Annotated in this window: 9 protein-coding genes; 4 read left to right on the top strand and 5 right to left on the bottom strand. The window is 72.5% G+C overall.

The annotated features are described in order from the left end of the window. Positions 1–187: 187 nt before the first annotated feature. The gene (locus tag JFN87_RS18660) at positions 188–1,825 is read right to left on the bottom strand and encodes an ABC-F family ATP-binding cassette domain-containing protein (RefSeq protein ID WP_209341408.1); all 1,638 of its coding nucleotides are present in this window, start codon (positions 1,823–1,825) and stop codon (positions 188–190) included. Positions 1,826–1,958: 133 nt separating this feature from the next. Here JFN87_RS18660 and JFN87_RS18665 point away from each other — a divergent pair, with 133 nt between their 5' ends. Further along, positions 1,959–3,065, top strand: a complete 1,107-nt coding sequence (locus JFN87_RS18665; protein ID WP_209341411.1) for a LacI family DNA-binding transcriptional regulator — start codon at positions 1,959–1,961, stop codon at positions 3,063–3,065. Between the two features lie 131 nt (positions 3,066–3,196). Here JFN87_RS18665 and JFN87_RS18670 read toward each other — a convergent pair whose 3' ends face one another. From JFN87_RS18670 to JFN87_RS18680, 3 genes are all read right to left on the bottom strand, one after another. Beyond that, the gene (locus JFN87_RS18670; RefSeq protein WP_209341413.1) at positions 3,197–5,371 is read right to left on the bottom strand and encodes a 3-hydroxyacyl-CoA dehydrogenase NAD-binding domain-containing protein; all 2,175 of its coding nucleotides are present in this window, start codon (positions 5,369–5,371) and stop codon (positions 3,197–3,199) included. 88 nt (positions 5,372–5,459) lie between these two features. Next, positions 5,460–6,674 (bottom strand): acetyl-CoA C-acetyltransferase, encoded by a 1,215-nt coding sequence (locus JFN87_RS18675; protein ID WP_209341415.1) that lies wholly within the window; start codon positions 6,672–6,674, stop codon positions 5,460–5,462. 66 nt (positions 6,675–6,740) lie between these two features. After that, positions 6,741–7,769: an LLM class F420-dependent oxidoreductase gene (locus JFN87_RS18680; RefSeq protein ID WP_209341417.1), complete on the bottom strand. Its 1,029-nt coding sequence runs from the start codon at positions 7,767–7,769 to the stop codon at positions 6,741–6,743. Positions 7,770–8,010: 241 nt separating this feature from the next. Here JFN87_RS18680 and ssgD point away from each other — a divergent pair, with 241 nt between their 5' ends. From ssgD to JFN87_RS18695, 3 genes are all read left to right on the top strand, one after another. Continuing rightward, positions 8,011–8,427 (top strand): spore wall synthesis regulator SsgD, encoded by a 417-nt coding sequence (ssgD, locus tag JFN87_RS18685; RefSeq protein WP_209341418.1) that lies wholly within the window; start codon positions 8,011–8,013, stop codon positions 8,425–8,427. A gap of 93 nt (positions 8,428–8,520) precedes the next feature. Further along, a complete protein-coding gene (ddaH, locus tag JFN87_RS18690; RefSeq protein ID WP_209341420.1) occupies positions 8,521–9,297 on the top strand; it encodes a dimethylargininase in 777 nt (258 codons plus the stop codon). Between the two features lie 301 nt (positions 9,298–9,598). After that, positions 9,599–10,570: an acyl-ACP desaturase gene (locus JFN87_RS18695; protein ID WP_209341421.1), complete on the top strand. Its 972-nt coding sequence runs from the start codon at positions 9,599–9,601 to the stop codon at positions 10,568–10,570. Positions 10,571–10,673: 103 nt separating this feature from the next. On the opposite strand, the gene JFN87_RS18700 is transcribed toward JFN87_RS18695, so the two are convergent. After that, the gene (locus JFN87_RS18700; RefSeq protein ID WP_245180309.1) at positions 10,674–12,671 is read right to left on the bottom strand and encodes a M4 family metallopeptidase; all 1,998 of its coding nucleotides are present in this window, start codon (positions 12,669–12,671) and stop codon (positions 10,674–10,676) included. Positions 12,672–12,680 lie beyond the last annotated feature (9 nt).

Raw genomic sequence — 12,680 nt, forward strand, 5'->3', positions numbered from 1 at the left:
CGCGCCCCGCGGGTCGCGGCCCAGGTGGGGCAGCTGGTGGACGGCGGGCCAGGCCGCGGCCCCCGCCAACAGTGCCATGGCCGACGCGCTGCGCCGTGCGGGCCTGCTCGGCAAGGACCGCTGAGGCGGAGGTCACCGCCGCGTCGCCGGCGGCGCGGCAGCCCGGTGGCGGGCCGCGTCGTCCGGCTCAGCGCTCGGTGACGCGGCCTGCCTCCACGTCGAGCCTGCGTGTCGTGTGCACGGCCGTGAGCATCCTGCGGTCGTGGGTCACGAGCAGCAGCGTGCCGGTGTACGAGTCGAGCGCCGACTCGAGCTGCTCGATGGCGGGCAGGTCGAGATGGTTGGTCGGCTCGTCGAGCACCAGCAGGTTGACGCCCCTGCCCTGCAGCAGGGCGAGCGCGGCGCGGGTGCGCTCGCCGGGCGACAGGGTGGTGGCAGGCCTGGTCAGGTGGTCCGCCTTGAGGCCGAACTTGGCCAGCAGGGTGCGCAGTTCGCCGGGTTCCGCTTCCGGCACCGCCACCCTGAAGGCGTCCAGCAGTGTCTCCTCGCCGAGGAACAGCCGCCGCGCCTGGTCGACCTCGCCGACCACCACGCCCGAGCCGAGCACCGCGTGCCCGGCGTCCAGCGGCACCCTGCCGAGCAGCGCGCCGAGCAGCGTGGTCTTGCCCGCGCCGTTGGGCCCCGTGATGGCGACGCGGTCCGTCCTGTCGACCTGGAGGGTGACGGGACCGAGCCGGAAGCCGCCGCGCCGCACCTCGGCGCCGTTCATCGTGGCGACCACCGCCCCCGAGCGGTCGGCGGCAGCGATCTCCATCCGCAGCTGCCACTCCTTGCGCGGCTCCTCCACCACGTCCAGGCGCTCGATGAGCCGTTCCGTCTGGCGTGCCTTCGCGGCCTGCTTCTCGGTCGACTCGGCACGAAACTTGCGGCCGATCTTGTCGTTGTCGGTCGACTTCCTGCGCGCGTTCTTGACGCCCTTCTCCATCCACGCGCGCTGGGTGTGCGCGCGTGACTCCAGAGCGCCGCGGCGGTCCGCGTACTCCTCGTACTCCTCGCGCGCGTGCCTGCGTGCGGTCTCCCGCTCCTCCAGGTACGCCTCGTAGCCGCCCCCGTACAGCGCGGTCCGCTGCTGCGCGAGGTCGAGTTCGAGGACCTTGGTGGCGGTGCGGGCGAGGAACTCGCGGTCGTGGCTGACGAGCACGGTGCCGGCCCGCAGCCCGCGCACGAACGCTTCGAGCCGCTCCAGGCCGTCCAGGTCGAGGTCGTTGGTCGGCTCGTCCAGCAGGAAGACGTCGTAGCGCGACAGCAACAGGGAGGCCAGCGAGGCGCGGGCGGCCTGCCCGCCGGAGAGCGTGGTCATCGGCTGGTCGAGCCCGATGGTGAGGCCGAGCGAGGCGGCGACCTCCTCGGCGCGCTCGTCCAGGTCGGCGCCGCCGAGTGCGAGCCAGCGCTCCAGGCCGGCCGCGTACGCGTCGTCGGCGCCGGGCGCGGCCTCGACGAGCGCCGCGGTCGCCGCGTCGAGGTCGCGCTGGGCTTCGGCGACGCCGGTACGGCGCGCGAGGAAGGCGCGCACGCTCTCGCCGTGGCGCCGTTCCGGCTCCTGCGGGAGGTGGCCCACGGTCGCGGTCGGCGGGGACAGCGACAGCGCGCCCTCCTCGGGCGTGTCGAGGCCGGCGAGCAGCCGCAGCAGCGTCGACTTCCCGGCGCCGTTGGCGCCGACGAGTCCGATCACGTCGCCTGGCGCGACGACGAGGTCGAGGCCGGTGAACAGGGAGCGTCCGCCGTGGCCCGCGGAGAGGGCCTTGGCTACAAGCGTGGCAGTCATCAGGGCGACGAGCTTAACGGGCCGCCGCGGCAGGGGCAGCCGGATATCGGGCGTACCCGGCCGGCACCCGGCCCGTCACGGGGCGGTGGGGCAGGGCCTAGGCTGTGGCGCATCGCGAGAGTAGGAGCGCACCGTGCCGGAAACGAGCCCGGAACCACCGGCCGGGTCGAGACCGCCGTCAGGTCCACGCCCGACCCTGGAGGCCGTCGCCGCGCGTGCCGGCGTGTCGCGGGCCACGGTGTCCCGGGTGGTCAACGGCAGCACCGGGGTGCGCCAGTCGCTCGTCGACAAGGTGCACCGGGCGGTCGAGGAGCTGGGGTACGTCCCGAATCACGCGGCGCGCACGCTCGTCACCCGCCGCACCGGCGCGGTGGCGGTGATCATCCCCGAGCCCGAGGTGCGGATCTTCTCCGACCCGTTCTTCTTCCGGCAGATCCGCGGTATCAGCAAGGAACTCACGGCGCACGACACGCAGCTGGTGCTGATGCTGGTGGAGGCGAGCGGCGACTTCGACCGCGTGTCGCGCTACCTCGCCGGCGGCCACGTCGACGGCGCGCTGGCCTTCTCGCTGCACACCGAGGACCCGATCCCCTCGATCACCCGGCGCGCCGGGATCCCGACGGTGTACGGGGGGCGGCCGGTGTGGACGGCGACACGCGACCGGCAGGCCGTGCCGTACGTGGACGCGGACAACCGCGGCGGCGCGCGGGTGGCCGTGCGGCTGCTGCTGGACCTCGGACGCACGCGCGTCGCGCACATCGCGGGGCCGCGCGACCAGACGTCGGGCACCGACCGGCTGGACGGCTACCGCGACGCGCTCGGCGCGGCGTACGACGACTCGCTGGTGGCGCAGGGCGGCTTCACCCCGGAGAGCGGCGCGCGCGCCATGGCGCACCTGCTGGAGCGGCGCCCCGATGTGGACGCGGTGTTCGCGGCGAACGACCTGATGGCCTCGGGCGCGCTGCGCGTGCTCAAGGAGCACGGTCGCCGGGTGCCGGAGGACGTGGCGCTGGTCGGCTTCGACGACATGGACTCGGTGGCCGAGTCGACGGACCCGCCCCTGACAACCGTGCGGCAGGACGTGGAGGGGCAGGGCCGGCTGATGGCGCGGCTGCTGCTGCACGGCCTGGACGGTGGGGGCCTGCTGGACGGCGAGGGCGCGGCGGGGCCACTGGCGACGACGCCCGACGGCGACTCGGTGATCATGCCGACGACCCTGGTGCGCAGGTCGACGGCCTGAGCCCGCGGTGGGCGCGGCGCCGCGCCGCGCCCACCGGCGCTGGGCCGCGCCCCCAACGGCCCCGAAGCGCGGGCAGCGGCAGCGCGCCCGCGGAGGTGCCGACGGGCGGGCGCGGGACGCGACCGGGCGCGTTACGCGTCCGCGTACCGCTCACCCGTCGCCGCGCGGGACGCCAGTGTGGCCGGCGGTTCGAACCTCGCTCCGTAGCGTTCGGCCAGTTCGCGTGCCCGGGCCACGAAACCGGCGGGGCCGCCCTCGTAGCCGTTCACGTACTGCAGCACCCCGCCCGTCCACGCGGGGAAGCCGATGCCGAGCAGGGAGCCGACGTTGGCGTCCGCGACGGACGTCAGGACGCCCTCGTCCAGGCAGCGCACCGCGTCGAGCGCCTCGGCGAACAGCATGCGGTCCCGCATGTCGTCGAACGGGATCCCGGCGCCGGGCCGCGTGAAGTGGGTCCGCAGCCCGGGCCACAGCCGGGTGCGCGCGCCGTCCTCCCCGTACTCGTAGAACCCGCCGCCCGCCGCCCTGCCGCCCCGGCCGAACTCCTCGACCATGCGGTCGACGACCGCGTCCGCGGGGTGCGCGGTCCACGTGCCGCCCGCGTCCTCGACCGCGCGCCTGGCCTCCTGGCGGATCCTGCGCGGGAGCGTGAGCGTCAGCTCGTCCATCAGGGAGAGAACCTTCGCGGGGTAGCCGGCCTGCGCCGCCGCCTGTTCGACGGACGCGGGCTCGATCCCCTCGCCGACCATCGCGACCCCCTCGTTGAGGAACTGGCCGATGACGCGTGAGGTGAAGAAGCCGCGCGAGTCGTTGACGACGATCGGCGTCTTGCGGATCTGCCGGACGAGGTCGAAGGCGCGGGCCAGTGCCTCGTCGCCCGTCTCGCGCCCCTTGATGATCTCGACGAGCGGCATCCTGTCGACGGGCGAGAAGAAGTGCAGGCCCACGAAGTCGGCCGGGCGTGCGACGCCCTCGGCGAGCGCGGTGATGGGCAGGGTGGAGGTGTTGGAGCAGAGCAGGGCGCCGGGCGCGACGACGTCCTGGACCTCCTGGAAGACCTTGTGCTTGAGCGCCGTGTCCTCGAAGACGGCCTCGATGACGGCGTCGCACCCGGCGAGCTCCGCGAGGTCGCCGGTGGCCGTGATCCGGCCCAGGAGCAGGTCGCGTTCGGTCTCCGTGGTGCGGCCCTTGGCCACGGCCTTCGCGAGCAGGTCCGCCACGTGGTCCTTGCCGCGGCCCGCCGCCTCGCGGCTCACGTCCTTCAGCACGACGTCGATGCCCGCGCGTGCGCAGGAGTGGGCGATGCCCGCGCCCATCATCCCGGCGCCCAGCACGGCGACACGGCGCACCGTGTGCCGGGGGACGTCCTGCGGCCTGCTCGCGCCGGAGTTGACGGCCTGGAGGTCGAAGAAGAAGCCCTGGATCATGTTCTTCGCGGTGCGGCCGGTCGCGAGCCCCGCGAAGTAGCGTGACTCGATCACGAAGGCGGTGTCGATGTCGACCTGGCTGCCCTCGACGGCCGCGGCGAGGATGTCACGCGGCGCAGGAAGCGGCGCGCCCGCCGTCTGCTTGCGCAGGGTGGCGGGGAAGGCGGGGAGCGTGGCGGCGAAGCGCGGGTCGGCGGGCGTTCCGCCGGGGATGCGGTAGCCCTTGGCGTCCCACGGCTGCTGGGACTCGGGGTGCGCGTCGATGTACGCGCGTGCCTTGGCGAGCATCTCCTCCGGCGTCTCGGCGACCTCGTGCACGAGGCCCGCTTCGAGGGCGCGGCGCGGGGTGTACCTGGTGCCCTTGAGGAGGACCTTCAGCAGGGCGTCGGCGACGCCGAGCAGCCGCACCGTGCGCACGACTCCGCCGCCGCCGGGCAGCAGGCCGAGCGTGACCTCGGGCAGCCCGATGCGCGAGCCGGGGGCGTCGAGCGCGACGCGGTGGTGGCAGGCGAGGGCGATCTCGTAACCGCCGCCGAGCGCGGCGCCGTTGATGGCGGCGACGACGGGCTTGCCGAGGGTCTCGATGCGCCGCAGTGCCGCCTTCATCTCCATGCCGCGCTCGTACACCTGCTCGGCCTGGTCGGGGCGCAGGCGGATCAGGTCCCTGAGGTCGCCGCCCGCGAAGAACGTCTTCTTGGCGGAGGTGACGACCACGCCGCGCACGGTGTCCCGCTCCGCCTCGACGCGGTCGGCGACCGCGGAGAGCGAGTGGCGGAACGCGTCGTTCATGGTGTTGGCGGACTGGCCGGGGTCGTCGAGTACGAGCGTGACGACACCCGTCTCGTCCTGCTCCCAGCGGATGGTGGTGGACTCGCTCATGCTGCGGCTCCGTTGCGGGCGTGAGGGGTGCGGGCGTGAGGGGGTGCGGGCGTGAGTGTCGCGGAGGCGTGCGGCGCGGTTCGTGCGGTCAGACGCGTTCGACGACGGTGGCGACGCCCATGCCGCCCCCGATGCACAGCGTCGCGAGCCCGTACCGCTTCTCCTGGCGCTCCAGTTCGTCGACGAGCGTGCCGAGGATCATCGCGCCGGTCGCACCCAGCGGGTGGCCCATCGCGATGGCGCCGCCGTTGACGTTGACCTTGTCGAGGCCGATGCCCATCTCCTCGACGAAGCGCAGCACGACCGCCGCGAACGCCTCGTTGATCTCGACCAGGTCGATGTCCTCGATGGCGAGACCCGCCTTGGCGAGCGCCTTGCGGCTCGCGGGCGCGGGACCCGTCAGCATAATGGTGGGCTCCGAGCCGGTGACGGCGGCGGAGACGATCCGGGCGCGCGGGGTCAGTCCGTAGCGCTCGCCGATCTCGCGGGAGCCGACGGCCACGAGCGCGGCGCCGTCGACGATGCCGGAGGAGTTGCCCGCGTGGTGGACGTGGTCGATGGCCTCGACCCAGTGGTACTTCTGCAGCGCGACGGCGTCGAACCCGCCGGCGTCGCCGATCCCGGCGAACGACGGCTTGAGGGCCGCGAGCGACTCCACGGTGGTGCCGGGCCGCATGTGCTCGTCGTGGTCGAGGACGGTGATGCCGGACCGGTCGCGCACGGGCACCACCGAGCGGTCGAATCGGCCGTCCTTCCAGGCCGCCGCGGCACGCTCCTGGGACAGCGCCGCGAACGCGTCCACGTGGCGCCGGGTGTGGCCGCCGAGTGTGGCGATCAGGTCGGCGCCGATGCCCTGCGGCGCGAAGCCCACCTCGAAGCTGGTCATCGGGTCCATGGCCCAGGCGCCGCCGTCGGAGCCCATGGGGACGCGCGACATCGACTCGACGCCGCCCGCGAGCACGAGGTCCTCCCAGCCGGAACGCACCTTCGCGGCGGCCAGGTTGACGGCTTCGAGTCCGGAGGCGCAGAAGCGGTTCTCCTGTACGCCGGCGACGGTGTCGGGCAGGCCGGCGGCGAGCGCGGCGATCCGCGCGATGTCGGACCCCTGGTCGCCGATGGGGCTGACCACCCCGAGGACGACGTCGTCGATCGCGGCGGGGTCGAGCCCGGGGAAGCGGCGGCGCAGCTCGTGGATGAGGCCGACCACGAGATCGATGGGCTTGGTGCCGTGCAGGGCACCGTTCGCCTTGCCCCGTCCGCGCGGGGTGCGAACGGCGTCGTACACGTACGCTTCGGTGCTCACGGCGGTGCCTTTCTGTCGGAGACTCGGAGACTCGTGGGGTCGGAGAGACGGACGGGGGACGGCGGGTCAGCTGATCCAGTTCTTGACCGTCTCCACGAGCCGCGCCGGATCGGGTCCTGCCGGCGTGACGTTGAGCATGGTCACGCCGGCCTCACGGAAAGCCTCGACGCGCTCGCGCACGTAGCCCGCCGGGCCGCACAGGGTCGCCAGTTCGCAGAACTCGTCGGGCACGGCGGCGGCCGCGTCCCTGAGCCTGCCGGCGAGGTAGTGGTCCTGGATCTCGGCGGCCGCCTTCCCGTACCCGTAGGCGACGGCGAGGTCGTTGTAGAAGTTCTTGCCGCGCGCGCCCATTCCGCCGACGTACAGCGCGATCTGGGGGCGTGCCTTGTCGCGCAGGCGCGCCGCGTCGTCGCCGATGGCGAGGATGCCGCCCGCGACGGTACGCAGCGGTCCGAGCGACGGGTCGCGCTTGGCGGTGCCTCGGGCGAGCGGCTCGCCCCAGACGCGGTGCGCCTTCTCGGGCAGGAAGAGGTGGGGAAGCCAGCCGTCGGCGATCTCGGCGGTCATGGCGACGTTGGCGGGCCCGAGGGCGGCGAGGAAGACGGGGATGCGGGGGCGTACGGGACGCGTGAGCATCTTCAGCGGCTTGCCGTGCCTGCCGCCCTTCTCGGGCGGCAGCGGCATGTCGGTGATGCCGTGGTGCTCGACGACCTCGCGCCGCCACACGCGCCGGCAGATCTCGACGGTCTCGCGGGTGCGGCCGAGCGGCTTGTCGTACTGCCTGCCGTGCCAGCCCTCGACGACCTGGGGTCCCGAGGCGCCGAGGCCGAGGAGGGCACGGCCGCCGGAGAGCGCGTCGAGGCCGGCCGCGGTCTGGGCGATGAGCGCGGGCGTTCGCGAGTAGACGTTGACGATGGCCGAGCCGATGGCCACCCGCTCGGTGCGGGCCGCGAGGTAGCCCATGACCGTCGCGGAGTCGAAGCCCCAGGCCTCGGCGACCCAGACGGCGTCGAGCCCGGCCGCCTCGAGATCGGGCACCTGGTCGCACGCCGCACGCGGGTCGCCCCTGTGGTCGAGCTGGAGCGAGATCTCCATCGCGTGGCACCCTTCCCGCCGCCTCTGGCACAACTGGTGTGGCGGCCCGATGTTACCGCCTGGTACAGGCTAGCGGGGAGGCCCCCGGACGACCACGTCCCGGTCCGTCGCGGGCGCACGTGCGTACGGTGACACAACTCACGCGGCCGCCCCGGGCACGGAACGAGTCCTTCCGACGTCATAAGAGGCAACCGGGCCATCAACGTGCCGCCGCGCTCGGCGCCGCCAAAGGGGAGCAGCCATGTCACCTGTGATCGAACAGGCCGTGCAGGCGCGCGTCGTCGCATCGTCCCCCGACCTGGAGACCGTCCCGGCGACGCTGGTCTACGACAGGACCGATCCGTTCACCGTGCGGATGGCCTTCCCGCCGCTCGCCACCCTGGAGGGCACCGAGGTCACCTGGGAGTTCTCCCGCGAGCTGCTCGCCGCCGGCATGTCCGCGCCCGCCGGTCTCGGGGACGTGCGCGTCAGGCCGTTCGGGTACGGGCGCACGGTCCTCGAGTTCCACGCGCCTGAGGGCACCGCGATGGTGCACCTGCGCTCGTCGGAGCTGCGGCGGTTCCTCGACCGCTCGCGGTTCCTGGTCCCCGAGGGCCACGAGCACCTGTACCTCGACCTGGACCAGGCCCTCACCGAACTGCTGCGCGACGCCTACTGATCGGGCGCTTCGGGAACCACCCGTTCCGCCGCGGCGGGCACGCGCGCCATGATGGGGCGCGACCGCAAGCCGTCAGGATCGGGAGACCAGCACGTGCCCAGCAGGAAAGCCCTCGTCCGCCAGCCGAGCTCGCGCCTCGACGAGGGGCTCGTCACGCATCTGGAACGCAGTCCCGTCGACGCGGTGCTCGCGCTGCGCCAGTGGGAGGGCTACACGACGGCGCTCGCGCGGCATGGCTGGGAGACGATCGAGGTCGCGCCGGCGGACGAGTGCCCCGACGGCGTCTTCGTCGAGGACACCGTGGTGATGTTCCGCAACGTCGCGCTGATCTCCCGGCCGGGCGCCGCCGTGCGCAGGCCGGAGACGGCGGCCGTCGAGGAGGAGCTGGCGCGGCTGGGCTGCTCGGTCAACTGGGTGTGGGAGCCGGGCACGCTGGACGGCGGTGACGTGCTCAAGGTCGGCGACACCGTGTACGTGGGCCAGGGCGGCAGAACGAACGCGGCCGGGGTGGCGCAGGTGCGCGCCGCGTTCGAGCCGCTCGGCGCGCGGGTCGTCGCCGCGCCGGTGAGCAGCGTGCTGCACCTGAAGTCGGCCGTGACGGCGCTGCCGGACGGCACGGTGATCGGGTACCAGCCGCTCGTGGACGTGCCGACGGTCTTCCCGCGCTTCCTGCCGGTGCCCGAGCCGTCGGGCGCGCACGTGGTGCTGCTCGGCGGCGCGCGGCTGCTGATGGCGGCGAGCGCGCCGAAGACCGCGGAGCTGCTCGCGGGGTACGGGTACGAGCCGGTGCCGGTGGAGATCGGCGAGTTCGAGAAGCTGGAGGGATGTGTGACCTGTCTCTCCGTGCGGCTGCGTGACCTGTACGTGTGATTCCGCGCGCGCCCGGCGCCGCCCCGCGCGGACACCCGGCCCGCTCGGCTCCGCCTGCCGGCGGCGGTCCGGACACCGGCTCCTGCCACCGCCGTGACCTGCGGCGATCCGCGTCCTCGATCCGGATGGCGAGCGGCCGGTTGTGAAGGACGGGCGCGCATGGGCGGCGTCGCGTCGGGTAGCCGAACCCTGTGAACGGCCGCGGAAGTGCCGCGGTCCCTGCCATAGTCTTACCCGCTCTTTAACCTACGGTTTCGTAACCTACGAGTCCGTAGGTAGTTTCCCGTCCCCAGGAGCACCCGTGACCATCACCTCTCCCCACCTCGGCAGCTCGGACGCGTGGACAGACGCCCGACTGCTGTACGCGCTGGAGGAAGTGGTGGAGAAGGAGCTCAACCGGCACCTGAAGGTGGCGAAGGACTGGATGCCGCACGAGTACGTGCCGTGGAGCGACGCACGCAACTTCCCCGGCCTGTTCGAGGACGGCGAACCGTGGGAGCGCGCGCAGTCGAAGGTGACGGACGTCGGCAGGACCGCGCTCGTCGTGAACCTGCTGACCGAGGACAACCTCCCGAGCTACCACCACGAGATCGCCTCGCTGTTCGGCAGGGACGGCGCCTGGGGCACCTGGGTCCACCGCTGGACGGCGGAGGAGGGCCGGCACGGCATCGTGATGCGCGACTACCTCCTCGCGTCCCGCGCGGTCGACCCCGACGAGCTGGAGCGGTTCAGGATGGCGCACATGTCGGAGGGGTACGAGTCCGACAACCGCCACTCGATGCTCCACTCCGTCGCGTACGTCGCCTTCCAGGAGCTGGCCACGCGCGTCTCCCACCGCAACACGGGCCACCAGTCGGGCGACCCGGTGTGCGACCGCATGCTGGCGCGGATCGCCACCGACGAGAACCTGCACATGGTCTTCTACCGCAACCTGCTCGGCGCCGCCTTCGGGATCGCGCCTGACGAGACGATGGCCGCCGTCCGCGACGTCGTCGTCAACTTCCGGATGCCGGGACACGGCATGCCGGGGTTCGAGCGTGCCGCCGTGGCGATGGCGGTGGGCGAGGTCTACAACCTGCGCATCCACCACGACGACGTGATCTCGCCCGTGCTGCGGTACCTGAAGGTCCTGGACATCGACGGCCTCGGCCCCGAGGGGCTGCGCGCGCAGGAGGAGCTCGGCCTGTTCATGAACGGCCTTGACGGAGAGGCCGCCAAGTTCGACGAGAAGCTGGCTGCCCGCAAGGCGCGGATGGCGGCGCGCGGGAAGTAGCAGCGCGCGGGAAGCAGCAGCGCGCGGCCCGAGTACGTACGGCGGCGCCGTCCCGGGTGGCTGACCACCCGGGACGGCGCCGTCTCGACGTACGCCCCCGTGTTTACGGGAAGGTGAGCTTGAAGTCGTCGATGTAGCCGGTGTCACCGGTGTAGACGTCCTGCACCCGCAGCTTCCAGGTGCCGGCCGCCGCCACCGAGGACGCGTCGACGGTCCACGTGCCGCTCACATTGGCGGCCGAGTCGTACGGGCTGGAGTTCTTCAGCCGGGCGTAGGCGCCGTTCGGGGCCACCAGGTCCACCACGAGGTCACCGCGGTAGCTGTGCTTGATGTCCACGGACACCTGGAGGTTGCTCGGAGCCGCGCCGCTGATGCCGGTCACGCTGACGCTGGAGCTCGCCGAGCCGTAACCGTCCGGGATGTTGATGTTGTTGCTGTTCTCGAACGTCCCGTTGCCGGACGGCGGGGGGTTGCCGCCCCCACCGTCGCGCGAACCGACGTTGACCCCGGCCCAGGCGTTCTCGACCCCCTTGTACTCGGGCGAGCTCGCGCCGTACAGCGCGGAGGCGGCCGCGAGGGTGCCTGTGCGGGCCGACGCGTAGTTGGTGGTCGACGTGAACTGCTCGGTCAGCGCCTTGTACCAGATCTGCAGCGCCTTGTCCCGGCCGATGCCGGTGACGGGGAGGCCGTCGGAGGTCGGCGAGTTGTAGTTGACGCCGTTGATGGTCTTCGCCCCGCTGCCCTCGGAGAGCAGGTAGAAGAAGTGGTTGGCCACGCCCGAGGAGTAGTGGACGTCCTCGTTGCCGACGCCTGACGACCAGTAGTCGGCGGAGCCGCCGTCCTTGCTGGGCTGGTCCATGTAGCGCAGCGGGGTGCCGTTCCCGTTGATGTCGATCTTCTCGCCGATGAGGTAGTCGCCCTTGTCGCTGGCGTTGTTGGCGTACCACTCCACACCGGTGCCCATGATGTCCGAGGTGGCCTCGTTGAGGCCGCCGGACTCACCGCTGTAGTTGAGGCCCGCCGTGGCGGCGGTGACGCCGTGCGACATCTCGTGCCCGGCCACGTCGAGCGCGGTCAGCGGGTCCTGGTTGTTCTGCCCGTCGCCGTAGGTCATGCAGAAGCAGCTGTCGTCCCAGAAGGCGTTGACGTAGCTGTTGCCGTAGTGGACCCGGGAGTAGGCGGCGGCGCCGTCGCCGCGTATGCCGGTGCGCCCGAAGGTGTCCTTGTAGTAGTCCCAGGTCTCGGCGGCGCCGTAGTGCGCGTCCGCGGCCGCGGTCTGCGCGTTGTTCGGGGTGCCGTCGCCCCACGTGTCGTCGGGGTCCGTGAACAGGCTGCCCGTGCCGGACGTGCCGTGGTTCAGGTTGTACGTCTTGTGGCCGCCGCGCGTCGTGTCGTTGAGGGTGTACGACGAGCCTGAGGTCGACGTCGAGAGCGACACCGTGCCGCTGTACTCGGTGTTGCCGGTGCCGGTGCTGGTCTCGATGCCCTGCCACTGGAAGATCTTCTTGCCCGTGGCTGCGTCGGTGATGACGTGCAGCTGGTTCGGGGTGCCGTCGTCCTGCAGCCCGCCGACGACGGTCTCGTAGGCCAGGGTCGGCTTGCCGTCTGCCATCCAGATGACCTTGCGGGGCGCCTTGTCCGCGGTCGTCTTGGCCGACCCGGCGTCCTTGGCGAGGGCGAGCGCCTTCTTCTCGGCCGCGGCCGGCTTCACCGCGGCGGTGGTGGAGACGTTGCCGAGCTTGGCGGTCGTCGCCCGGGTGACCTTCTCGGTCTTGCCGGACTTCGCCGTCTGGACCACCAGGTCGCCGCCGAGCACGGGCAGGCCCGCGTAGGTGCGCTCGTAGCGGGTGTGCGTCGTGCCGTCACGGTCCTTGACGACGTCCTTGACGGTCAGCTTCTCCTTCGCGCCGAGGTTCAGCCTCTTCGCGGTGTCCGCCTTGGTGGCGTTCGCCCCGCGTATCAGCTCGGCACGCGCGGACGGGGTGAGCTTGGCGGGCAGTGAACCCGTGTCGAGCTTCCCGGCGAGCGTGATCGGCTTCTTCGCGGCCGGCGTGTGCGTGTCCGCCGAGGCGGCGCCCGCCTGGGCGCCCACCGCGAGCATCGCGGCGAC

This window comes from Streptomyces montanisoli, assembly GCF_017813245.1.
Classification (GTDB): domain Bacteria; phylum Actinomycetota; class Actinomycetes; order Streptomycetales; family Streptomycetaceae; genus Streptomyces; species Streptomyces montanisoli.

Excerpts from the sequence above, each read along its gene's own strand:
- JFN87_RS18660 (WP_209341408.1), bottom strand. The coding sequence starts at position 1,825 with ATGACTGCCACGCTTGTAGCCAAGGCCCTCTCCGCGGGCCACGGCGGA.
- JFN87_RS18670 (WP_209341413.1), bottom strand. The coding sequence starts at position 5,371 with ATGAGCGAGTCCACCACCATCCGCTGGGAGCAGGACGAGACGGGTGTC.
- JFN87_RS18680 (WP_209341417.1), bottom strand. The coding sequence starts at position 7,769 with ATGGAGATCTCGCTCCAGCTCGACCACAGGGGCGACCCGCGTGCGGCG.
- ssgD (WP_209341418.1), top strand. The coding sequence starts at position 8,011 with ATGTCACCTGTGATCGAACAGGCCGTGCAGGCGCGCGTCGTCGCATCG.
- JFN87_RS18700 (WP_245180309.1), bottom strand. The coding sequence starts at position 12,671 with ATGCTCGCGGTGGGCGCCCAGGCGGGCGCCGCCTCGGCGGACACGCAC.